Origin of the sequence: Sorangium sp. So ce385 (assembly GCF_051474135.1) — a bacterium.
GTDB lineage: Bacteria > Myxococcota_A > Polyangia > Polyangiales > Polyangiaceae > Sorangium > Sorangium cellulosum_D.
Map to the genome: position 1 here is coordinate 6,474,524 of NZ_CP150337.1, position 23,419 is coordinate 6,497,942.

17 protein-coding genes and 1 tRNA gene are annotated in these 23,419 nt (G+C 74.2%); 4 read left to right on the plus strand and 14 right to left on the minus strand.

Going from position 1 to position 23,419, the window contains the following annotated elements; all coding sequences use genetic code 11:
- Positions 1-34: 34 nt before the first annotated feature.
- Together WME83_RS23650 and WME83_RS23655 are read right to left on the minus strand one after the other, a co-directional pair.
- Positions 35-2,275 (minus strand): ATP-binding protein, encoded by a 2,241-nt coding sequence (locus tag WME83_RS23650; protein ID WP_437321541.1) that lies wholly within the window; start codon positions 2,273-2,275, stop codon positions 35-37.
- A gap of 25 nt (positions 2,276-2,300) precedes the next feature.
- Positions 2,301-4,832: a hypothetical protein gene (locus WME83_RS23655; protein WP_437321542.1), complete on the minus strand. Its 2,532-nt coding sequence runs from the start codon at positions 4,830-4,832 to the stop codon at positions 2,301-2,303.
- Between the two features lie 303 nt (positions 4,833-5,135).
- Between WME83_RS23655 and WME83_RS23660 the strand changes: the two genes are divergently transcribed.
- Positions 5,136-6,659: a protein kinase domain-containing protein gene (locus tag WME83_RS23660; RefSeq protein WP_437321543.1), complete on the plus strand. Its 1,524-nt coding sequence runs from the start codon at positions 5,136-5,138 to the stop codon at positions 6,657-6,659.
- A 22-nt stretch (positions 6,660-6,681) separates the two neighbouring features.
- On the opposite strand, the gene WME83_RS23665 is transcribed toward WME83_RS23660, so the two are convergent.
- Entirely contained in the window at positions 6,682-7,761 is a 1,080-nt protein-coding gene (locus WME83_RS23665; protein WP_437321544.1) for a tetratricopeptide repeat protein, read from the minus strand.
- Between the two features lie 269 nt (positions 7,762-8,030).
- Here WME83_RS23665 and WME83_RS23670 point away from each other — a divergent pair, with 269 nt between their 5' ends.
- Together WME83_RS23670 and WME83_RS23675 are read left to right on the plus strand one after the other, a co-directional pair.
- Positions 8,031-9,872: a serine/threonine-protein kinase gene (locus WME83_RS23670; RefSeq protein WP_437321545.1), complete on the plus strand. Its 1,842-nt coding sequence runs from the start codon at positions 8,031-8,033 to the stop codon at positions 9,870-9,872.
- A 239-nt stretch (positions 9,873-10,111) separates the two neighbouring features.
- Positions 10,112-10,375, plus strand: a complete 264-nt coding sequence (locus WME83_RS23675) for a GlsB/YeaQ/YmgE family stress response membrane protein (RefSeq protein ID WP_061628248.1) — start codon at positions 10,112-10,114, stop codon at positions 10,373-10,375.
- Here WME83_RS23675 and WME83_RS23680 read toward each other — a convergent pair.
- The 5 genes from WME83_RS23680 to WME83_RS23700 all read right to left on the minus strand — a co-directional run bounded on the left by WME83_RS23680 (position 10,336) and on the right by WME83_RS23700 (position 15,801).
- Positions 10,336-11,154, minus strand: coding sequence for a hypothetical protein (locus tag WME83_RS23680; protein ID WP_437321546.1), 819 nt, complete (start codon positions 11,152-11,154; stop codon positions 10,336-10,338). The genes WME83_RS23675 and WME83_RS23680 overlap by 40 nt on opposite strands.
- A gap of 275 nt (positions 11,155-11,429) precedes the next feature.
- Positions 11,430-12,947 carry a serine/threonine-protein kinase gene (locus WME83_RS23685; protein ID WP_437321547.1) on the minus strand — a complete coding sequence of 506 codons (1,518 nt, stop codon included), beginning with the start codon at positions 12,945-12,947 and terminating at the stop codon, positions 11,430-11,432.
- Between the two features lie 243 nt (positions 12,948-13,190).
- Positions 13,191-14,639, minus strand: a complete 1,449-nt coding sequence (locus WME83_RS23690) for a flippase (RefSeq protein WP_437321548.1) — start codon at positions 14,637-14,639, stop codon at positions 13,191-13,193.
- A 257-nt stretch (positions 14,640-14,896) separates the two neighbouring features.
- Positions 14,897-14,969, minus strand: a tRNA-Gly gene (locus tag WME83_RS23695).
- Between the two features lie 289 nt (positions 14,970-15,258).
- Complete coding sequence (locus WME83_RS23700; RefSeq protein WP_437321549.1) at positions 15,259-15,801, minus strand: hypothetical protein; 543 nt, start codon at positions 15,799-15,801, stop codon at positions 15,259-15,261.
- A gap of 187 nt (positions 15,802-15,988) precedes the next feature.
- Here WME83_RS23700 and WME83_RS23705 point away from each other — a divergent pair, with 187 nt between their 5' ends.
- Entirely contained in the window at positions 15,989-16,303 is a 315-nt protein-coding gene (locus WME83_RS23705) for a hypothetical protein (RefSeq protein WP_437321550.1), read from the plus strand.
- Positions 16,304-16,616: 313 nt separating this feature from the next.
- On the opposite strand, the gene WME83_RS23710 is transcribed toward WME83_RS23705, so the two are convergent.
- From WME83_RS23710 to WME83_RS23735, 6 genes are all read right to left on the minus strand, one after another.
- Positions 16,617-17,255, minus strand: a complete 639-nt coding sequence (locus WME83_RS23710) for a sterol desaturase family protein (RefSeq protein WP_437321551.1) — start codon at positions 17,253-17,255, stop codon at positions 16,617-16,619.
- 240 nt (positions 17,256-17,495) lie between these two features.
- Positions 17,496-18,650 (minus strand): iron-containing alcohol dehydrogenase, encoded by a 1,155-nt coding sequence (locus WME83_RS23715; protein ID WP_437321552.1) that lies wholly within the window; start codon positions 18,648-18,650, stop codon positions 17,496-17,498.
- On the minus strand, positions 18,647-20,008 hold the full coding sequence (locus WME83_RS23720) for a glutamine synthetase family protein (protein WP_437321553.1): 1,362 nt from the start codon (positions 20,006-20,008) through the stop codon (positions 18,647-18,649). Before WME83_RS23720 ends, WME83_RS23715 begins: the two co-directional genes overlap by 4 nt.
- A 155-nt stretch (positions 20,009-20,163) precedes the next feature.
- Positions 20,164-20,775: a hypothetical protein gene (locus WME83_RS23725; protein ID WP_437321554.1), complete on the minus strand. Its 612-nt coding sequence runs from the start codon at positions 20,773-20,775 to the stop codon at positions 20,164-20,166.
- On the minus strand, positions 20,768-22,552 hold the full coding sequence (locus WME83_RS23730; protein WP_437321555.1) for a serine/threonine protein kinase: 1,785 nt from the start codon (positions 22,550-22,552) through the stop codon (positions 20,768-20,770). Before WME83_RS23730 ends, WME83_RS23725 begins: the two co-directional genes overlap by 8 nt.
- A gap of 197 nt (positions 22,553-22,749) precedes the next feature.
- Complete coding sequence (locus WME83_RS23735; protein WP_020736672.1) at positions 22,750-22,977, minus strand: hypothetical protein; 228 nt, start codon at positions 22,975-22,977, stop codon at positions 22,750-22,752.
- Positions 22,978-23,419: the final 442 nt, after the last annotated feature.

A 23,419-nucleotide genomic window follows, 5' to 3' on the forward strand; every position in this document is an offset into this window, starting at 1 on the left:
CGCCCCGGCCGAGCGCGCGCCGCGGTCCCCCCCGTCAGCGCCGGTCGAGCAGGTCGCGCACCCGCTGCGCCAGGGTGTCGGGGGTGAACGGCTTCTGCAGCAGCACGAGCTCGCGATCGGCCTCGGCGCCCGCGAGGACGTCCTCGGCGTAGCCGGACATGTACAGCACGCGCGCGCGCGGGTGGATCGCGAGGGCGCGCTCGGCGAGCTCGCGGCCGTTCATGCCCGGCATCACGAGGTCGGTGAGCAGGAGGTCGATCGCCCCCTCCCCGTCGCTCGCGAGCGCGGCGAGCGCCTCCTCGCCGGTCGCGGCCGACAGCACGCCGTAGCCGCGCCGCTCGAGCACCTCGACGATGAGCCTGCGCACGGCGTCGTCGTCCTCGACGACGAGCACCGTCTCGTCGCCGCCGGCCGGCGGCGGCCGGGTGCGCGCGGGCGCCGCCTCGGAGCGGTCCTCGACGCGCGGCAGGTAGATGCGGAACGTCGTGCCGCGCCCGACCTCGCTCTCGACCTCGATCAGCCCGCCGCTCTGGCTCACGATGCCGTAGACCGTGGCGAGGCCGAGCCCCGTCCCCTTGCCGCGCGCCTTCGTCGTGAAGAACGGCTCGAACAGGTGCGCGAGCGTGTCGTGATCCATCCCGTCGCCGCTGTCGGTCACCGACAGCACGACGTACGGGGGGCCGGCCGCGGCGGGCGCGTCGGCCTCGTCCTGCTCCGCGGGCACGAACGACCGCGCCGCCGGGCTCTGGCCGGGCTCGCCGAGGGAGGTCTCGACCACGAGCTTCCCGCCGTCCGGCATCGCGTCGCGCGCGTTCACGACCAGGTTCAGGAGCACCTGCTCCAGCTGGCTCTTGTCGAACTTGATCGAGCCGAGATCCCGCCCGACGTTCGTCTGCAGATCGATGTTCTCGCCGATGAGGCGCTGGAGCATCGTCTGCATGTCGAGCACCACCGCGTTGAGGTCGAGCGCCTCGCGCTGCAGCACCTTGCGCCGGCTCATCGCGAGGAGCTGCCGCGTGAGCGCCGCGGCGCGCTCCCCGGCCTTCGTGACCTGGAGGGCGTCGCGCCGGAGCGCGCTCTCGGGCCCGAGCCGGCGCAGGATGAGCTCGCCGTAGCCGAGCATCACCATGAGCATGTTGTTGAAGTCGTGCGCGATGCCGCCGGCCAGCCGGCCGAGCGCCTCCATCTTCTGCGACTCGCGCGAGCGCTCCTCGCGCTGCCGGAGCGCCTCCTCGGCGCGCCGCCGCTCGGTGATGTCGCGGAGCAGCACGAGGGCGTGCCCCTCGAGGAACGGCATCGTGCGCGCCTCCACGTGGCGCTCTCCGCCCGCGCTCGGGACGGCGTGCTCGAGCGCGACGACGGCGCCCGTCTCGCGGGCCTCCCGGACCGCGCGCTCCAGCTGCTCCCCGAGCTCGCCGGGGAGCGCCTCCGCCACGCGCTTGCCGAGCGGCGCCTCGGGCGCGACGCGGAGCGCGGAGGGCCGCGGCTCGTTGCAGTCAACGATCCGGAGCTCGGCGTCGAGGCGGAAGCAGAGATCCGGGATCGCGCGGACGAGCGCGCGGAGCTCGCCCGCGGCGCGCTCGCTCTCCCGCTCGGCGCGCCGCAGAGCGACGCTCTGCCCGATCTGGCGGCCGATCGACGCGAGGACGAGGAGCAGCTGCTCGTCGCGGCGCTGCGGCGCGCGGCTCCTCAGCTCGATCACCCCGGCCACGCCGTCGCCGCACGGGATCGGGGCGGCGCACGCCGCGCGCTCCCAGCTCGGCCCGCGCGCGGCGTCAGCGGAGGCGACGACGCCGGCGCGGAACGCCGGCGCGCCGCTCCGGAGGACCTCGCCGACGAGCCCGTGCTCGGCGGAGGGGTGCGGCTCCTGGCGGAGCGCCTCCTCGATCGCCTCGCGCTCGAGGTGCGCCGCCGCCCGGGCCGCGACGCACCGGAGCGCGCTCGCCGCCGCGGCGGGCGGAGCGCAGCCCGCGGCGCTGGCCTGCGGATCGGCGAGCCAGAGCGCCGCGACGTCCCAGCCGAGGCGCTCGACGAGCGCGGCGACCACGCGCGAGGCGGCCTCGGCGAGCGAGGTCGAGCCGGCCAGCGCCGTCGCCGTCGCGAGCAGCGCGGCCAGCCTGGCCTCGGCCTGCGGGGCGTCGGCCGGCGCGGCGCTGGCAGCACCGTCCGCCGGCGCGGCGCCGGCACCATCGGCCGCCGGCGGGGCCTCCGAGCCGGCGCTGGCAAGCGCCCCGGCGTGGATCGATCCCTCGAGCTCCAGATCGGCGTGGGACACGTGAAACCGCGGCGCCCCCATGCGCTCAGCCGCCGGTCTTCTCCGAGGCGCCGCTCTGCAGGTCGACCGACCAGCACACGGCGCTCGCCGAGGGCTCGCCGCCGGGCGGCCCCACGCTGACCTCGGCGCGCGCCGGGCCGACGGCCCGGATGTAGAGCCGCTGCCCGACGGCGTCGCGCCCGAGCGCGCAGACCGCGCGGCGCACCCGAGGATCGTCGGCCGCGACCTCCCCCTCGTCCTCGGCCGCCATGAACAGGACCTCGATCTCTGGCTTCAGGCAGGCGCCCATCTCGCGCCACGCGTCGTAGTCGACCGACGGATCGAGCACGTCGGCGAGCTGCCCGTGGCGGGCGCGCCCGACGCGGTAGCGGAACGCGTCGCGCTTCTCCGCGCGGAGCGTGGCGCCGATCCGATCGAACCGCAGCGACAGCGCGCCGAGCGCCGTGGCCATCTTGACGGTCGGCGCGCCCAGGTTCGCCTTGTCCGGCTCCTTGAAGCGGTGCAGCTGCACGCCCGCGGGCAGCACGCCGGCGAGCAGCTCCGCGAAGCGCGGGTTCATCCCGAGGCGCCCGGCGAGCAGGATCCGGAGCCCCTGGTACGGGTCCGGCTCGCGTCCGATCTTCGCCACCGCGCCGGCGAGGTGCTGCCGGAACACGTCGATCGCGTCGCGGAACCACCCGTCGATCGCGCCGCTCAGGGCGCCGCGATCGATCGAGAGCGGCACCACGGAGCTCTCGCCGTCGAGCCCGACGAGCGCGAGCTGCTCCGCGACCGGCGCGCTCGACCCCGCCTCGAGGAGGGGCCGCAGGAGCTCCTTGAGCGCCCAGGTGTTGGCGCGCGCGTCGGGCGACGGCGCGAAGAGGGCCTCCGCGTCGCCGAGCGGGCTCTCCTCGGGCGGGCGCTCGAACGGGATGCGGCGCTCGCGCATCTCGGCCTGGCTGGCCGCGTACACCCGGTAGGCGAGCCGGTGCAGGAGCCGCTCGCCGCCGAGCCAGGGGATCGCCATGGGATCGAGGTACTCGACCATCCGCTCCAGCCCCTGCGCCGCCTCGTGGGCCTTCGCGCTCCGCAGGAGGCCGAAGGCGATCCCCGCCTCGCTGGCCCCGGCGTCGATGACGCAGAACGCGACGCCGCCGTCGCGCGGCTGGATCCCGAACATGCGGAACGCCTGGACGGCGTAGGCGATCGCCGACGGGCCCGCGTCGACGACCTTCAGGCCCTCGAGGTCGTGGTACTCGCAGAGCCCCGCGGGCAGGCTCCGGAAGAGGCCACGGCGGAAGGCGATGAGCACGCTGGCGCGGCGCTCGGGCGACCAGCCCGTCGGCATCGTGATCGCGTAGCGCGTGGAGATGCCCCGCGAGCGCTGGTTCAGGTGCAGGCCGACGTAGTACGCGTAGAGCTCGAGCGGATCGAACGGGTCGTGCGCGCCGATCCCTTCCTCGTCGATGATCGGCGGGGCCGGCTTCTTCAGCGGCTCGGTCGTGTCGGGGTCGCTCCGGCCCCGGAGCCGGAACGGCTCGCCGCGCTCGGTCCGCTCGCGCAGCAGCGCGAGGGCCGGGAGCGAGGCCGCGGCGCGCTCGTGGGCGCCCTCGCCGGGCCTGAGGCGCATGTCGCGCGCGGCGTGCCCGACGAGCACGTCGCCCCAGCGCGTCATCGGCAGGATCACCCGGTCGCGCCACGCCTTCGTGGTCCGGGCGAGCGCCTCGAACGCGACCTCGCTCGGGTTCTCGTTGTCGGCCGAGACCCGGAGCGGCCCGTCGGCGCCGATCCGGACGAACTCGGCGCCGCCGCGCTCTCCCCGGACGGCGACGGCCGTCGACGCGGCGCCGACGTCCACGGCGACCCAGTCGGCGCGCACGTCGAGCCGCGGATCGCGCCGCTTCACCTCGGGCGGGATCGGGTCCTTGTCGGTCTTGCCGGTGCGGCGGTGCAGCCCGACCACGCGGCCCTGCCGGAGGATGGCGATCCCCGTGGCGCCGAGGAAGCGCGCGCCCGTCCAGAAGCCCTGCGCGGGGTCGACCAGCGTCGTCCCCTTCACGGGCTCGAGGTTCGCGACGACCTTGGGGAAGAAGTCCGCGATGAGCTCGGGCGAGGCCACCCCGTCGTATCGCTCGACCTTGATCGGGGGCGAGTAGTAGTTCTGGAGCCCTTCGCCGTAGATGCGGGGGCTGACCTGGATCAGCTTCAGGTAGGGGATCGGGCAAGTCTGCTCGTCGAGGCGGAACTCCTGGTAGAGCTCGGACGGAGCGACCGCGTTCTCCATCTCGGGCGCGATGCGGGGGACGCTCGCGCTCATCTCGGTGCCGAAGTACATGAACTTCGTGCCCGCGCGGCCCGTGAAGGCGGCAATCCTGACCTCGTTGAACGTCGCCTGCCCGACGATGAGCGGCGGCAACGCGATCACGTAGTCGAGCACGAGCGTGGTGAGCCACGGCTGGTCGAAGAGGCGCGATTCCCAGCGCATGACGAGCGTCGGGAACTCGCGGCCCGCGAGCGACACGACCTTCTCCGCTTCGCGAACCAGGGTTCCGTCGACCGATAGCTCGTAAACCGGCATACGAGGGCGACGTTATCACGAAGAACCCCTGCGCCAGCGCCGCGGATGCGCGGGGCGGGGCTTTCATTCCGCCGTCGGCCGAAGGGCGCGCGCAGGGGGCCTGCGTCGAACGGCGCACGTCGCGCCGGGCGGCGGTCCATGTGCGGGGCGGAGGTCCGCGTGCGGGTAGGTAGAGGCGGCGGCGGAGTGAGGAGGAGGCGAGGCGGCGCGGCCTGCGCGCCCGCCCGCTAGGGCGTAGGCTGCCCTCGGGCCACCGTGCTAGTCTGCCCGGGTGATTTGCTTCTCCGCACCGGGAACGCCGGCATGAGCGCGCTGGTCGGCGAGATCATCGACGGCAAGTACCGGATCGTCCGGCTGCTCGGCCAGGGGGGCATGGGCGCGGTCTTCGAAGGCGAGAACGTGCGCATCCGGCGCCGCGTCGCCATCAAGCTGCTGCACGCCAGCATCTCGAGCCAGGCCGAGTCGGTCGCGCGCTTCGAGCGCGAGGCCCAGGCCGCGGCGCGGATCGGCTCCGATCACATCTGCGAGGTGCTCGACCTCGGCGTGCTGCCCGACGGCACGCGGTACATGGTCATGGAGTACCTCGAGGGCGAGACCCTCGGCGCCAAGATCGAGCGGGCGGGGCGGCTCGGGCCCGAGGTCACCGTGCCGATCATGGTCCAGGTGCTCGAGGCGCTCGGCGCCGCGCACGCCGCGGGGATCATCCACCGCGACCTGAAGCCCGACAACATCTTCGTCATCCCCGTGAAGGCCGGGCTCAGCAACTTCGTGAAGGTGCTCGATTTCGGCGTCTCGAAGTTCTCGCAGCTCGCCGGCGGCGAGATGAGCATGACGCGCACGGGCGCCGTCGTCGGGACGCCCTACTACATGTCGCCCGAGCAGGCGCGGGGCTCCAGCCCCGTCGACCAGCGGACCGACATCTACGCCATGGGCGTGCTGCTCTACCAGGCGACGACCGGTCAGGTGCCGTTCGACGCGGCGACCTTCAACGAGCTGCTCTTCAAGATCGTCCTCGAGACGGCGCCGGTGCCCCAGCAGCTCGTGCCCGACCTCGACGTCGAGTTCTCCGGGATCATCCAGAAGGCGATGGCGCGCGAGCCGGGGGCCCGCTTCCAGAGCTGCGCGGAGTTCAAGAGCGCGCTCCTCGCCTGGGCCGCGGCGCGGCCCAACCTGGCCTTGCTGAGCACGGGTCGGACGTCCCTCCCGCGGGTGTCGCTGCCGTCCCAGCCCGAGGTGACGACGACCCCTCCGCCCCCCGTCCGCCCCGACACCCCCTCGTGGGGCCAGAGCGGGCCGCCGGTGCCCGGCATGGGCCACACGCCGCACACGCCGCAGCTGACCGCCAACTCGTGGGGCGCCTCGTCAGGCGTCACGGGCCGCGCGACGCGCCCCCCGTCCAGGACGCCGGTCTTCGCCGCGATCGCCGCGGCGGCCACCCTGCTCGGCGCGGGCGTCGCCGTCTGGTTCGCCTTCGGCGGCAGCGGGTCGACCGGCGCGGCGACCCCGGATCCGAGCGCCGTCAGCGCGACGGCCATCGCGACGCCCCCGCCGCCGCCCACGACGGCGCCCCCGCCCGAGCCGCCGGTCGTCACCGCGAGCGCCACGGCCGCAGAGCCCACGCCGCCCACGCCGCCCGCCACGGCGGAGCCGAGCGCCGTCCCGGCGGCGTCCTCGGCGCCGGTGAGGCCCCTCGCGCCGCGGACGCCGCCCTCCCAGACCAGGCCGCCGTCGGTGACGAAGCCGCCGCAGCAGGTGCCGCCGACGAAGCCGAGCGCGCAGCCCCAGAAGCCGCAGAAGCCGGGCGTTCCGGGCGACTTCGGCTACTGAGCGCGCGCTCGGTGCGCTCCCGTCAGAACGCGCCGCGCACCCCGAGCCCGGTCGGCGTCACGTAGGGGGCGACCCACGCCGAGCTCGACGGCTCCGGCTTGGACGTCAGCTCCAGCACGATCAGCGTCGCGCCGCCGACGAGGAGCACGCCGCCCGCGATGAGGTTGATCGCGCCGGTCGTCTGCTGATCCGCGGCGTCGGCGTCGAGCTGCTTGATCTTCTGCTGGATGAGCGGACCGCAGCCGGCGCCGGGGCCTGCCTGCGACTCGCACCGGTACGTGTCGCTCATGTCGTTCGCTTTCTGCTGCGTCGAGCCGCCCTTCGCCAGGAACACCGAGCCCACCACGACCCCGCCGAGCCCGAGCGCCGCGGCCGCGATGCCCCCGCCCAGCATGAGCACGTTCGTCTTTCGCTCCGGCTTGCCCGGCGGCCCTTCGGGGGGGATCTCGCCTGGGCCGCTGCTCCAGGTCCCCTGCCCCTCCCCCGAGGCGTCGGGCGAGGGCGGCATGGCCGGGCTCTCCGGGACCGGGATCTTCAGCTCCTTCCGCTCGCCGTCACCGAGCGTGACCGCCTGCTCGATCGGCGAGAGGCCCGGCGGATAGACGGTCACCACGTGATTGCCCGGATCGATCGGGCGATGCACGCCGAGCAGCGCGTCCGCGACCGGCTGGCCGTCGAGCTTCACGACGATCTTCCGCCCGGCGGCGCCCTCCAGCGCGATGCGCAGCGACGCGATCCTGGGATCGACCGCGGCGAGCTCCTCCCGCGCGTCCTGCTGGGCCTTCTTGAAGGGCGACGGCGCCGTGGGCGGCAGCTCCTCGCGGACGATCCGCAGGTACGTCTCCTTGGCCGCGACGAGCCGGCCGAGGCGCGTCTGCGAGCGCGCGATCAGCAGGAGGTGCGTCGGCGCGTGCACGAGCGCCTCGGCGCGACCGAGCAGATCGATCGCCTCGTCGAAGCGGCCGGACGTGAACGCTTCGGCGCCCTGCGTGGCCAGCGACCGGGCCGCTGCTCTGTCCTGGTCCGACTGCGCGAGCACCTCGCCTGTCGGGAGCAGCAGGAACAGCGCCGCAGCGAACGGAACGCATCGTCTCAAGAGCACTCGGGCCTCCTCGCGGGCCACGCTATCACAGGCCGTCGGCAACGGAACAAATCAGCCCCGCGGCGCCGCCGCCCTGCGCTCTGGCCGGCGTTTCGCGGCGCCTCCGAGCGGAGGCGCGCGGCGCGCGGGCCGCTCGACGCCCTCCGCGCGCTTCGCGGAGCGGCGCGGCGAGCCTGCGCGCAGCGCGCCGCGCCCGACGCGCCGTCCGCGGGCGGCTGTGAAACGTCCGCACAGCGCGATGGCACCCATTCTGCTGCGTGGGACGCGCCATGGACTGCCTCCGCTCCTCCGCGCCCCTCGACGCGGGACTCCCGTCCTCGGAGCGATCCCTCAGGGGACGCCTGCTCGGGGGGCGGTACCTCATCGAGCAGCTGATCGGCGCCGGTGCGATGGGGCGCGTCTACCGCGCGCGGCACCTCGGGCTCGGGCGCGCGTGCGCCGTGAAGATCATCCGCGAGCGCGGCGCCTCGCCGGGCGCGGCGGGCGGAGCGGGCCGCCGCGCCTGCACGACGCGCGTCTGCTCGCCGTCGCGCCGGGAGGACCCGGGCCCCCGCGCCTCGAGCGGCGTGAGCGAGCGGCCCTCGACCGACTCGAGGCCGCGCTCCGGCGGCGCCCGCGCCGGGGACGCGGTGCTGAGGTTCCACGTCGAGGCGATGGCGGCGAGCCGGCTCGATCACCCGAACATCGTGCGGGTCCTCGACTTCGGCTGCGAGCCGTCCTGCCCCCACGGCGCGCCCTTCGCGGGCGCCGACGGGCGCGAGCCGGAGCCGCCGAGCCTCTGGTACCTCGTCACCGAGCACCTCGACGGCGAGGACCTCATCGACCTGCTCAACGCCGCGCCGATCCTGCCCGCGGAGCGCATCGTCGCGATCATGCGCCAGCTGTGCTCCGCGCTGCAGCACGCGCACGACGCGGGCGTCATCCACCGCGACGTCAAGCCCGAGAACATCCGCCTGGTGCCCCGCGTCGACGACGACGGCGCGCCGTTCGAGCAGGTGAAGCTCCTCGACTTCGGGACGGCGAAGCTGCTCCACGACGAGCGCTCCGGCGCGCTCGCGGGCGCGCCGCTGCTCGCTGCGGCCGCCGACGACGGCCGGCTCGTCATCGGGACCCCCGCCTACATGAGCCCGGAGCAGGCAGCAGGGCAGCCCGTGGACGCGCGCAGCGACATCTACGCGTGCGGGGTGCTGCTCTTCGAGATGGCGACGGGGCGGCTCCCGTTCGAGCGCCCGACGCCCGTCGCGCTCGCCGCCGCGCACGTCGACTCCCCGCCGCCCCGGCCGAGCGCCCTCCACCCGGCGATCGATCCGGATCTGGAGGCGCTGATCCTGCAATGCCTGCGCAAGAACCCGGACGACCGCCCGCAGAGCGCGCGCGCCCTGCGCGAGGCGCTCGCGCACGTCGCGCTCCGCAGCGGGCGCTCCGCCGCGGAGGATCGCGCCGCGGCGGACGACGCCGCGGCGCGCGCTGCGGACGACGCCGCGACGCGCGCTGCGGACGACGCCGCGGCGCGCGCTGCGGACGACGCCGCGGCGCGCTCCGCGTGCGTCTCGACGTGGGTCGGGTACCGCTCCCCGTCCTCGCTGCCGGGGAGCGCGCCCCTGGATCTGCCCTGCTCCCCGCCGGATGCGCGGCGCGATCCCTCGTCCGCTTCCACCTGGGTCGGCCACCGCGCCTCGCCCTGCCCGCCGCCGGCGCTCGTCGAGCCCGCCGCGGCCGGCGCGCCGCCGGCGGACGCGGCGCCTCCCAGCGCCGCGGCTCCGTCACCCGACCTTGCCTGCGCGCATCCCAGCCCGGAGCTCGACGCCGCGCTCACGCCCGTCCTCCTGCTGCGGGCGCGCCTGCCCGGCGGGCTGCGGAGCCAGGCACGGCTGCGCCGACGGCGTCGCCGGCGGCTCGCTCCGGTCGTGGTCGGCACCGTTGCGGCCACGGTGCTCGGCGGATCGCTGTGCCTCCTCTTCAGCGCTGCCGGCGCCGCGCTCGCCCCGCTCGCCCCGCTCGCCTCGCCCTCGCCGGGGCGCGACGGCGACGCGCCCCCGACCGGCGACGCGCGGCCGACGCCGCCGCGCGCCGACGAGCCGGAGCGCGCCTGTCCCCTCGAGCCGCCGTGAGCGCCGCGGGAGCGGGAGACCGGCCTCGAGATCGGCGCGCCGGGCAGGTCGCCGATGTACAGCCGATGCCCAGCGCCGCGGGCCGGATGGCGACGCCGTTCACGCTGGCTGCCGAGCCTCCGCTTCAGCCCGGTGCGAACGGAGCTCACCGCGAACGGCACGTCGTCTGCAAACGCTGGCCTCCGCGTTGACGCGGGAAGACGCCCCTCGGCGTCGCCCGGTGTCGAGAGGAGCGAACCATGTCCGTGCTGTTGTGGATCCTGTTTGGGCTCATCGTCGGCGTCATCGCCAAGCTGCTCACCCCCGGGCGCGATCCCGGCGGCTTCGTGGTGACCGCGCTGCTCGGCATCGCGGGCGCCCTGCTCGGCGGCTTCATCGGCCGGGCCCTCGGGCTCTACCCGTCGTACCAGTCGAGCGGGGGCTTCTTCATGTCGATCCTGGGCGCCGTCATCCTCCTCGCCATCTACAACGCGACGCTCGGCCGGAGGGCGACGAGGCCCTGAGCGCTCACCCCCTTCGCGGGCTCGCGCCGCGGCGGCGAGGCGGGCGGTTCGAGCAGCGCCGCGGCGGGCACCACGCGGGCCGGCACGGCGCGCCGGTCCAGGCGAAAATCGAGCGCGACCTCCGGCGGCAGCGGCCGGATCGCGCCCGCGCCGTAGCAGCGGCGATAAACGAGATCGCCCGGCCCCGCGCCCTGCCCGCCGAGCTGGTGGCTCCACCACCGCGAGTAGACCGTCGGCCGCGCGGGGTCGACCGCGAGCAGATCGGCCCGCTCGAGCCGCACCTCGCTGTGATCGCCGCGGTCGGCGGCGCCGTGGTCGGCGGTGAGCCGCCCGTCGTCGCCCACGCTGTAGACGATCCTGAACCCCTCGACGTCGCCCTTGCCGTAGGCGACGCGCTGAACTCCCGGGCCGAAGAGCAACCCGTGCGTGTAGACGAGGTCCACGGCGAGCGCGGGCAGCACGGTCCAGGTGAGCCAGTTGTTGCCCCAGGGCCGCTCCTCCGAGAAGAAGGCGTAGTAGCCGACGGAGACCGTGCCGCGCTCGCCCGGCGCGCTGCGGTAGAACAGGACGTCGCCGAGCTCCCCCGCGCTCGCGACCGTCGAGCCGACGCAGATGGGCTGCTGCTCGATCGCCGCGTCGATCGCGCTCGGCTCCGCCGGCGCGCCAGGCTCACCGGCGGCCGGGCGCGGCAGCGCGCTCCCGCCCGTCGCGCTCGCGAGGAGGGGCACGGCCACTGCGGCGAACGCGAGGGAACGGTTCAGGGGATTCCGGAGGGGCATCAGGGCGGGCTAGGCTAGCGAGCCCGTCGCTGGGCGCGCCACCGCAAAGGGCCGTTCGCGTTCGGCCGATCACGGCGGCATCGCCGAATGGATGGTCTCCCGGAGATCGGGCGAGCTCCGCGCTTTCAAGGTCCTCGAGGCGCGGGCGGCCCTGGAACGCCGTTCACGTCGATCGAGCGAGTGAGGAACCGCCAAGAACGCCAAGAAGAGAACAAGATCTTGGCGTCCTTGGCGCCTTGGCGGCTCCTCTCTCGCTCGATCGACGCGATCGATGCCTACCGGGGCGCGCCGCGGCTCGCCGGCGCGGCGCCGCCGTCGAGCGCGCCGATCGCCCTGCCCGCGAGCGCGCCGGCGGCGAACGTGACCGCCGCGATCACGAGCCACTGCAGGAGCCGGGCGCGCCGCGGCGGGCGCGCCTCCCTCCAGTGCGGCGTCACCGCGTCCCTGCCCTCGCTGCGCTCGATCTCGACCGCCGCCTCCTCCGCGCCCGCGCCCGCCTCGGGGCCGCGCGCCGCGGGCGCCGCCTCGCCGCGATCGTCCCCGGAGCGGCTCGTCAGGGTGCGCCGCGCGCCCGGGCGCCCGCGGATCCCGGCGGATCGCCGGCAGCCCCGCACGAGCAGCGACCGGTGGCGATCGCGCCCGCTCGCGACCTCGCGCACGAGCGCGGCGATCTCCTGGCCGGCGAGGAGCCCGCGTTCGCTCGAGCTCGGCTCGTCGCCCCCGCCCGGCGCCCTGCGCACCGAGGCGAGCACCTCGGCGAGCGCCTCTTCCATCTGCGCCGCGGCCTCGAAGCGATCGTCGGGGTCGCGCGCGAGCGCGCGCCGCACCGCCTCCTCGAGCAGCGCAGGGCACGCCGGGCGGAGCGGCGCGATCGCCGGCACCTCGCCCGAGAGCACCGCGCGCATCGTGGCGCCGTCGTCCTTCCGGTGGAACAGGCGGCGCCCCGTCAGGAGCTCGAACAGCATCACCCCGACCGCGAAGAGATCGGCCCGCGCGTCGATCCGCTGCCCGCGCAGCTGCTCGGGCGCCACGTAGCCGAGCTTGCCCTTCACCGTGGGGGCGTCGCTCGACGGCGCCGGGCCCGGCGAGCCGAGGGGGAAGACGTCGTCCAGGATGCCGCGCATCGCCGTCATCTCCGCGACGCCGAAGTCGATGAGCTTGATCTCGCCCTCGAGCGAGAGGAGCACGTTCTGAGGGCTCACGTCGCGGTGCACGAGCCCGACGAGCTGCCCGCCGTCGTCGCGGAGCCCGTGCGCGTGCCCGAGCGCCCGCAGCACGCCCACGCCGATCTCGAGGGCCGCCTCGATCGGGAACGGCCGCCCCTCGGCGAACAGGGCGCGCGCGGCCGCCGCCAGATCGCAGCCCGGGACGTACTCGACCACGAGGTGATGGCGACCCTCGTGAAACACGAAGTCGTGGAACCGGATCACGTTCGGGTGCTGGAGCCGGGCGCTGATCCACGCCTCCCGGAGGAACATCCGCACGATCGACGGATCCCGCCGCGCCTCGGGGCGAAGGCGCTTCACGACGACGGGGTGCGCGATCCCTGCCGGCCCGCGCCGGCACGCGAGGAACAGCTCGGCCATGCCGCCGGCCGACAGGCGCGCGAGCAGCGCGTAGCCGCCCTCGCCCATGGGCAGGTCCATCTCGCGAGGCCTCCACGGCCGCTCGGGCGCGCCCAGCTCGTCGCGCCCCGGCATGCCGAAGGCGCGGAGCGAGGACGGCCGCCGCGCCATCCACTGCCGGAGTCGCCCCACCCCGGCCAGCCCCCGGACCTGCCCGCGCCGCCACATCGCCCCTCCGCCATTCACGCTGCATGCCACGGAGAAGGCTGCGGCACCGTCACCTCCGAGCCACGGGCGCCCCGCGCCGCTGCGTGGATCCCGCCGGATGAGAGCGCATGTCGGCAGCCGCGGAGACCCGAGGCGAGCGCCGCTTCCAGCGGAAAAGCCGAAAAGTCGATGGCCACCTGTTCCGCACAGGCGCGCAGAGGGCCGCGCGCGCAGCGCCGGGCCCCGCCCGCGGCGGAACGCGGATCAGACCGCGGCGGCGGGCGAGGCGCGGACGCGGCGCGCGAGCAGCGCGCGCAGCTCGCCGAAGGAGACGGCGCGCAGGGCGAGGAGGAGGGCGACGTAGACGGCGACGCCCACCGCCATCGATGCCCACATCCCCGCGAGCGCGCGCGCGGCGTAGGCCGCGGCGGCCATCGCCGCCGTCGCGGCGAGGATCGCGGCGATGCGTCCGAGCTCGACGCACCGGGCCCAGCGCGCGCTCAGGCCCCACGACGCGATCAGCGACCCGGCGCTGACGGCGAGCGTCGCGCACGCGGCGCCCACGGCGCGGTAGCGCGGCAGGAGGAGCAGGTTCAGCGCGACGTCGGCGACGAGCGCCACCACGAGCAGCTTCACCATCGCGACCTCGCGCTTCGCGGCGAGCAGCGGCAGCGTCACGACCTGGAACGCGAACGTCACGGGGACGCCGCAGGCGAGGATCCGGAGGACGTCCGCCGCCGGCGCGTAGTCGCCCGCCGATCCGTAGACGAGCTGGACGATGTCCGGCGCGAGCAGGAAGACGCCGGCGGCGACCGGCAGCCCGAACAGCGCGGCGACGAGCATGCAGCCGCCGTAGAGGCGGCCGAACGCGTCGCTGTCCTGCGCGTAGAGGCGCATGCCGGCCGCGAAGGCGGCGCCGAGCAGCACGTCGGGCAGCATCCTGAAGTTCTCGCTCAGCACCCAGGCGGCGCTGTAGACGCCCACCGCCTCCTCGTCGCACAGGGCGCGGAGCATCACGCGATCGGTCTGGAGCAGCGCGCTCGCGAGCGCGCCGAGCGCGCCGATCGGCAGGCTTCGCTTCACGATCTGCCAGAGCTCGGCGGGGGGCGTGGTGAGCTCGGGTCGGTAGAGCCGGGAGCGCAGGTAGTGCGCGGTGATCCCGAGCTCCAGCACGTTGCCGAGCAGGAACGCCGCGGCCGCGGCGACGACGCCGAAGCCGAGCGCGAGCAGGGCGGCCGAGAGCGCGATGACGAACAGCCGCGCGCCGAGCTCCGCGTAGAGGATGTACTGGAAGCGCTCGTGGGCCTCGAACGAGAGCCACATCGTCGAGTAGAGCAGCGTCGCGAGCTGGGACGCCGCGGCGAGCACGACGAGCTGCGCGCCGAGGCCCGAGCGCGTCGCGAGCGCGACGGCCACGGTCGCGCCGAGCACCAGCGTCCCGGTCACGCCCCGGATGGTGAGCGCCGCGCCGAGGTGACGCGGCCCGAGCTCCGGCTTCACGGCGATCTCCCGCGCGAGGTACCCCCGCACGCCGATGCCGGCGGCGATCGTGACGATCCCCGCGATCGCGAGCGACGCCTGGAACTCCCCCCACGCGGCGACGCCCACCTTCCGCGCGAGGTAGCCGACGAACACGACGCCGAGGACGGCCATGATCGCCTGCTTGAGGAGCATCAGCGCCGCGTTCAGCGCGATGCGCCGGCCATCCTGCATGAACACCTCCAGGTGTCCCCCTGGGGTGGTGCACCGCCGTCCACGCAGCGGGAGCAGGCCCGATTCGACGTCGTGCGCTCCCAGCGCGCGTCCGTCTCGCGCGGCGCGCTCGGCGCTGGAGCGCCCGCGGCGCGCGCCTGCTCCGAGCTCAGCTCGAGGAGCCGTCTCGGGCGGCGGCGCTCGAAGAGGCGCTCATCGGGCCCGAAGCACCAACAGCAGGAGGACCGCCAGCGCAGGAGGGGGCCGGCAATCCTCGGAGCGGGACACGGGATTCGAACCCGCGACCCTCAGCTTGGGAAGCTGATGCTCTACCAACTGAGCTAGTCCCGCCTGAGGTGGAGGAAGCTTCTACCCAATCCCGAGCCGCAGAGCAACCCCCTTCATCTCTTTTCCGTCCCCGGATTCCGCCGCCGGTCTCCGTTGTGCCTCCCGGCGGATTCCGACCGGGCGCCGGGCGCTCGGCCAGCGGAGCGCCAGAGCGACAAAACGGGCTGAAACCGCTCTAAAGAGCAGAAATTCGAACCGCCAAGGGGCGAAGGACGCCAAGATCCCGTTCTCTTCTTGGCGCCCTCGGCGTCCTTGGCGGTTGATTTCTCCGGCGATCGACGCAGCCGGTGTTCTAGCGGCGCGCGCGCGCGCGGAGCGCGGGCACGTCGAGCACGTCCCCCGGCAGCGGCGAGCGCCTCCGCACGGAGCTGTTGCAGTCGCTGGTCGCCGCCGCGATCGCGCTCGTGATCTCGTCCGCGCCCGCGTCCGGCGGGATCCAGGGCAGCTGCTGCAGCGTCGGCCTGTCCGGCGGCAGCCACCGCAGGCTCCTCGTCACGAGCACGACCGGATGGTCGCTGTCCACGAGCTCGCTCGCGAGCCGCGCGCCGCCGAGCGGCGCCGGCGGCAGATCGAGGCAGACCAGGCACGCATCGAACCGCTCGGTCGCCGACGCGAGCAGGGCGTCGTCGATCGACGACGCGTCCACGATCTCGACGTTCGCCAGGGTCGCCTCGATCGCGCGCGCCAGCGCGTCGCAGGTCGCGGCGCGGGCGTCGTGCGCGAGCAGGATCCGGAAGCTGCGCACCGAGCGCGGCCCGGGCCTGCACGCCTCGACGACCTGCAACCTCCCCGAAGCCGGCGTCGCGCGCTCACGAGGTGCACGTCGAACGGTCATGGACTCCCCTTCCTCAGTCACACCAGGGCAACCGTGCCCCAGGCTAACACCCCTTGAGCTCAAACTGACCAACCTTTATATGAGGACGCGCTCTTTCTCGGCCACGCCGCGCTGCGGCTCTCTCGAGCTCGCCGCGCCGCGGCATGCTGGCATCGACTACGGAAACATCTACGAAGGACGGTCATGCATGAGTCGGTTTCTCATCTCCACACCTTGCGAGTGCCAGGCAAGCCTCTCAGCCACCCTGGACGAGCACCGGCACGTCACCGCCGGGTGGGCCACCCGGGCTCCCCGCGGCCGGTCGGCCGGCGGTGAAGCCGACAGGGAGCTCGCTCCTGCGCACAGCATCAATGCCCACCTCGACCGGTTCGACGTGGCGTGGCTGTGCCCCTACTGCGGGCGCAACACCCTCCGCACCTTCTATGCAGGCGCGATGAGGCGGCTGCCCGACGCGGCGCCTGCAGCAGGGCTCGCCCCCTCCGGCACGACGCCCGCGCCCTGACGCGCCCGCGGCGGCGCGCTCTCCTCGATCCGTTCATCCCGCCCATCGATCCGCCGCGCCCCTGCGGCGCCGCGCCGGCGCCGCTCGCCGCCCGGGCGCGCAGCCGGCGAACGACGTCGACGCGGCCCCGCGCCCCCTCCCCTCGTCGACGCGCCCGCAGCTCAGCGCCGGGCTGCTGCGCCGCGCCCCTCGCGGAGGTGGAAGCGTACAGACGCGACCGAATCATGGCCCCTCAACCCGCCGCGCGCCGGGGCCATTCCCATCCGCCGACGATCCTCCGCGGCGCGCACCGGCGCGCGCGCCGCCCTCCCGCTCAGCTGCCTTTTCCCGGCTGCGAGGTGCCCATCGTCCCGAAGACCCAGTCCCAGAGCGGCGACGACACGCCCCACCGCGCGTGCTCTCCCGTGTGGTGATGGACCATGTGATGCCGCTTGATCCACTTCCCCCAGCGCGAGCTCATGCGGAAGTGGTGAATGGCATAGTGGGTGCCGTCGTACGCGAGGTACCCGAGGCCGAAGCCGATGAACAGCGGATCCGCGGGGACAGGGCCGAAGACGGCGCGGAACAGCATGTAAAAAACGGCGCCGAGGGGAATGCTGGCGCCGAGCGGCATCACCAGCCGGTCGGCGTCCTGCGGGAAGTCGTGGTGCACCCCGTGGAGGACGAAGTGCATCCGGCGCTGCCACAGGCGCGGACCGACGTAGTGGAACACGTAGCGGTGCAGGACGTACTCGGCGAACGTCCACAGGAACAGGCCGACGAGCACGAGGCCGAGCCCGGACCAGAGGCCGACACCAAACCCGGCGGCGCGGACGCCCAGGTAGCCGAGGACGGGGAGCCAGAACGCGAACGGCGTGATCGGGTGGATCCGCGAAAATCGCTCGATGAGCGGCGTCTCGAACATCTGGCAGGTCGCAGGACGCGCGGTGCGCTCGGTGGTGGTGCCCGTCATCGTGCACCCCTGCTACCTCATTTATCCATTGTCGGCCAGAGGTAGGCCGGCACCCAGCGGACCGGCGGATGCCCGGAAATGGCCGTGCTCCCGCCGCGATCGACGCGGGTCAGGGCGCCCCCTCCAGGCGGCGACGCGAGCGCGTCGCGCGCCCGACGGCCGAGCGACGCGCGCGGCGCCAGCGTGCGCCGCGCGCCGCGCCAGCGTGCGCCGCGCGCGTCAGCCCGCGAAGCGCGCGCGTCAGCCCGCGAAGGAGGCCTCGTAGAGCTGGCGGAGATCGTTCCGCGAGCACGGGCGCGGGTTGCTCGTGTGGCAGGCGTCCTGCACGGCGAGATCGGCCAGCGCGTCGAGCTTGTCGCGCGCGACCCCCGCCTTCTCGAGGCCGGCCGCGAGCCCGATGCGGGCGCGCAGCGCGCGGATGGCGTCGGCGCACGCGGCCGCGTCCTCGGCGGCGCCGAGGAGCGCCGCGACGCGCGCGAGGCGCGGCGCCGCCGCGGCGACGTTGAACTCGACCACCGGCGGGAGGCAGAGCGCGTTGGCGAGGCCGTGGTGCAGCCCGCACTCGCTCGAGAGCGGGTGCGCGAGCGAGTGGCACGCGCCGAGCCCCTTCTGGAACGCGACGGCGCCCATCATCGCCGCCTTCATCATGGCGCCGCGCGCCTCGAGGTCGTCGCCGTGCGTCACCGCGCGCTCCAGGTTCGCGGCGGCGAGGCGGATGCCCTCGAGCGCGATGCCGTCGGCCATCGGGTGGTCACCCTTCGCGACGTACGCCTCGATACAGTGCGTGAGCGCGTCGAAGCCCGTGGCCGCGGTCAGGAACGCGGGCATCGACCGCGTCATCGCCGGGTCGAGCAGCGCGGCGTTCGCGAGCAGGTACGGGGAGAAGATCACCGTCTTCCGGTGGTTCACGTCGAGCGTCACCACGCCCGAGCGGCCGACCTCGCTGCCGGTCCCGGCCGTCGTGGGGATCGCGAGCATCGGCGGGACGTTGGGCGTGATGAAGCGATCGCCGCCGGTGGCGTCGTCGTAGTCGACGAGCGGCCGATCGTGGTTCACGCCGAGGCGGACGAGCTTGCCGACGTCGAGCGGCGAGCCGCCCCCGAGCGCCACGACGAGATCGGCGCGGGCGTCGCGGAACGCGGCGACGCCGTCGTGCACGTTCTTCTCGATCGGGTTGCCGAGCACGTCGTCGAAGACGGCTACCTCGAGCCCCTCCTTCCGCAGCGAGGCCGCGACGGGCTCGAGCAGACCCGAGCGGACGACGCCCTTGTCCGTGACGATGAGGGCCCGCGCCGCCCCGAGCCGGCGCGCCTCGGCGCCCGTCTGCTCGACGACGCCGGCGCCGAAGAGGATGCGTGTAGGAAAGCTCCAAACCGTGAACTGGCTCATGATCACACCGCCTCGAAGTAGCGCTTCAGCTCCCAATCCGTGACCGCGCGCTCGTACTGCCGTACCTCCCAGTCGCGCGTCAGGACATAGTGGTCGACGAACCTCTCGCCGAGGATCTCGCGGGCCTTCTGGCTGCCCGCGAGCAGCCGCGTCGCCTCCGCGAGCGAGCGCGGCAGCGCGAGGCGCGACGACTCGGCGCTCGACGCGTCCCCCGAGGCCTGCGCGGGCGGCTCGACGCGGTGCTCGATGCCGTAGAGCCCCGCGCCGAGGCACGCGGCCATGGCGACGTACGGGTTGATGTCCGCGGCGGTCTGGCGGTACTCGACGCGCGCGCCGGGCGTGCCGAGGCCGATGAGGCGGATCGCCGCCGTGCGGTTCTCGACGCCCCAGCTGGCGGTGAGCGGCGCCCAGACGCCGGGCACGTACCGCTTGTACGCGTTGATCGTGGGCGAGTAGAGCGCCGTCAGCTCGGGCATGAGCGCGATCTGGCCGCCGACGTAGTGGCGCAGCGCGGCCGGGAGCCGGTCGGGCGACGACGCATCGTCGAAGATGTTCTTGCCGTCCCGCCAGAGGCTCTGGTGCAGGTGGCCGCTCGAGCCGGGCAGGTCCGCGTTCCACTTCGCCATGAACGTGACCGAGAGGCCGTGCTCGTGGGCGATCTGCTTCATGGCGACCTTGAAGAGCGCGGCCTTGTCCGCGGCGCGGAGCACGTCGTCGTAGCGGATCGCCGCCTCGTACACGCCCGGGCCGGTCTCGGTGTGCAGGCCCTCGATCTCGACGTCGAAGGCGCGCATCTGGTCGAGAATGGCGGCCATGAGCTTCTTGTTCTGGCCCTCGCGGACCCACGAGTAGCCGAACATGCCGGGGCTGAGCGGCGTGAGGCCGGCGAAGCGCTTGTCGTGCAGCGAGCGCGGCGTCTCCTCGAAGAGGAAGAACTCGAACTCGCACGAGAACTTCGCCGAGATCCCCATCTTCTCGCCCTTCGCGATGACGCTCCTGAGGAGCGAGCGCGGGCACGCGGGGTGCGGGGCGCCGCGCTCGTCGCGGAAGTCGGCGAGCATCGCGACGGTGTTCGGCTCCCACGGCAGGTCGCGCAGCGTGCTCGGGTCGAGGACCGCGTGCGCGTCCGGGTAGCCGGTGTGCCAGCCGGTGACCTTGGTGTTGTCGTAGAGGACGTCGGCGATGTCCCAGCCGAAGATCACGTCGCAGAAGCCGAAGCCGCTCCCGAGGGCGCTCTTCAGCTTCTCGAGGGAGACGTACTTTCCGCGGAGGAGGCCGTCGATGTCAAAGCCGCCGATCTTGGCGCGGGTGATGCCCCGCGCTTCCAGATCGGAGAGGAGCTTCTCGGAGGTCGAGGCGGTCATGGGCCGCGACGATAGCAGGGGTACGGGGCCGCAGGGCAAGCGCGCGCGCCGGCCCCCGGGCGACGCCCCCGCGCCATCTCCCGGACATGCGCCGGACGCGCGCGTCCTCGACAGCGCGCTCGGTGGACGCGCGCGGCCTGGCCGCGCGCGGGCGCTCACTTCACCCGGACGCTCTGGATCGGGTAGCGCTCCGCGAGCGGCACGAGCACGCGCTCGACGAGCTCGCGGACGCGCGTGTAGCGCTGGTGGTTCGTCGCGGCCGGGTTGCGCTTCGAGTCGACGACGCCGATGCGGATGTCCAGCGTGCGGGCGTCCTCGACGCCGCCGGTCACGAACGCGTCCGGGTGCACCTTGTCGAGCTCGACGTTGAGCTCCGCGGTGTCCGGGACGGCGCCCGCGAAGGTGACCTCCAGCGCCTCGCCCAGGCCGTTCAGCACGGCGTTGAGGTTCTCCACCGGGAACGGCTGGCGCGCGAGCCACGCGACGACCGCGCGCCGCGCGCCGCGCAGCGCCACGCTCACGGCGAGCGCGACCGTGATCGGCGCGAGCGCGAGGGCGCCGAGCGCGCGCGCCACCGAAGGGCCCGCGTCGCGGCCGAGCGCCGCGAGGAACGCGAGCAGGAACACGCCCGAGGCGAGCGCCACGAGCGGCGGATCGGTGAGCACGCCCCACCGCGAGGTCGACGCGTTCATGATCCGCGTGAAGCGGGCCGACACGCTCTCTTCGGCGCGCTGCTCCGCGGCGCTCCCGTGGGTCTGGTCAGGCATCGCCGGCGTCTCCGAGCATGCGCCAGAAGAACAGACCGACGCCGAAGAGGAGCAGCACGCCGGCGACCCAGAACGAGCGCACCGGGCCGAAGCTCAGCACCTCGCCCGATCGCTTCATGATGAGGTCGGCGACCGTGACCACGCAGGCGAACACGATGCAGACCACGGGCAGGGCGAGCTGCTGGAGGAGGCTCGGCCCGGCGGCGATCGGCTTCGGCTCCGGCGGGCGCGGCCGCGCATCCGGCGCCGGCGGGCGCGCCGACGGCCGGTACCTCATCGACGGCAGGTCCGACATCGGGCGCACCGCGGCCGGCGCCAGCGACGTCGCGCGCGGCGTCGCGCCGAGCGCGACCTCCAGCGGCGGCGAGCTCTCCATCATCCCGCCGCCGCGCGCGTGCAGGCCCGGCGGGGCGCTCTCCATTCCGCCGCCGCGCGGGAGCGCCCCCACCGGCGTCGTCTCCGCGAAGCCGGCGCGCTCGTCCCTGAGGCCGCGGCCGCGCGCGCTCCCGGGCACCACGTCGGCGGCGAGCGCGCCCACCCCCCGGCCCCGCGCGCTCTGCGGCGCCTCGGGCAGATCCATCTCGAGCCCGGCCGAGTCCGAGGGCGGCGCCGGGCGCACGCTGCTCGCGGGCCCGTCCCGGCGGCCGCCCCAGGGCGAGCGCATCGAGGCGGGGGCCGCGTCGAGATCGAGCTCGAGCGACCCGGCGTCCCTGGGCGTGTCGAGCCAGACGTGCCCGGCGCGCTTGACCTGCGGGGCCGCGCGCATCGACGACGAGGGCGGCGGCGGGGTGGAGTACGCGTCCTCGAGCGCGGCGGCGCGCCCGAAGGTGGGCGCGAGCCCCATGGCCGCCTCCAGCTCGGTCCAGAAGGTCTCGATGTCCCTCGTGCGGTCGCGCGGGCTCACGGCGAGCGCGCGCTCGAACACCGCGTCGACCTCCGGCGGGATGTTCGCGCCCTCGGTCCTGGGCGTTGGCCGGCGCTTCACGTCGAGCGCCGTGCCCATCATGGCTTGCGCCTCGCCATCGATCACCTGCCGCCCGACGAGCGCCTCCGCCATGGTGAGCGCTAGACCCCACACGTCGGTCCAGGTTCCCGTCTGCCCGAAGCGCTTCGGCGCCCACTGTTCCGGCGCGCCGTACGCCGGGGAGAAGGCGTTCAGCGGGTCGCCGTTCGTGACCCGGCCGACGGCTTGCTCGGCCAGCGTCTTCGCCTGGGCGATGCCGTAGTCGAGGATCTTGAGGCGCTCGGTCCCCTCCTGGGTCGTGATGAAGATGTTCTCGGGCTTGAGGTCGCGGTGGATGATCGACACCGTGCCGTCCGGGCTCGGGAAGCGGTGCGCGCGCGCGATCGCCTGCGCGATGGGGCGCATCATCTTCATCAGCCGGTGGAGCGGGATCGGCGGCTCCCCCTTGAGCCTGCGCCGATCGATGACCTTGTCGAGCGACTCGCCTTCCAGCCACTCGAGGGCGAGGAAGGGGACGAACTCCCCGCGCTTGAGGTGCAGCACGTCGACGTGGAGCGGGCGGACGACCTCCGGGATGGAGGCGGAGAGCCGGAAGAGCAGCTGGGCTTCCTCGCGGAATTTCTCGAGGAAGAGCTGGCGCTCGCGCGGGGTCTTCGCCTCGGAGACCTTCAGGCATTTCAGGGCGACCGGCGCGCGAAAACCGCCATGGATCGCGCGGTACACCACGCCGAATCCCCCCTCCGCGACCACCTGCTCGACGTGGAAATTACCCGCCTGCGTGGTCCCGACGATGCCGAAGACGTCGTCCGCCATGCTCCCCTGAGCCATAGCGCACGGCGCCGCTGGACCGAAGGGCGAAACCGAATTTTGCTGTTCGATTGTGCCGACGCCGCAGCGGGACCTCGGGATGCGCCGAGGTGGCCAGATGGGCGCGGAGGACGGAGGAGGGAGAGCGGCCGGATGTTCCGCGTGCGGGCGGCGTCACCGCCGGCGCGGCCGGGGGCGCTGGGTCAGCTCCGGAGGTGCGAGGAGGCGTCGCGGTGGGCCTTGTCCTCTTCCTGGAGGATCGAGAAGACGAGGCCGGCGCCGATGATCGGGAGCAGCCAGACGAGCTGCGCTTGCCAGACCTTCTGCTTGGGCTCGTAGACGCGGCTTCGGAAGACGCGCACCGTGACGTAGATCTGGAAAGCGAGGAGCGCCGCGATCGCGGTGCCGACGAGGATATCGAAGGGCGTCATGGGTGGACCGCGGACCAGCCTAGCCATGAAGCGCCCCCCCGCAACCCGGCGGCGTCCACGGACGCGATTTCGTCCGCGGCGGGCACGATGCCGACGCGGGGTCGCGGGCGCGGATGGGTCGGACGGGTGGCCGTGGGGCCGCCGTGGGCCGCCCCCGTGGGTGAGGTCGGGGGGATCTTCGGCGTCCTGGTCTCGAGAACGAGCGCACCGGCGGCGCCTGCTCGCCTGATCTCCGGGCAGGCCGCCAGGCCCACCCGGGTTGCGGGACGCGTGGTGCACGAGCGCCGGGAGGCTGCAGGCGGGCGCAGGCCTCGTCGTCGAGCTGTCAGGATCGCCGCCTCGCGGTGACACAAAGCAATGTATCTTACACAGATCGCCGCCTGGTGGCATCTCGTAGTAAGACATCTTACTCGACACGCCCCCCGGAGGCGCCTCGCCGCAC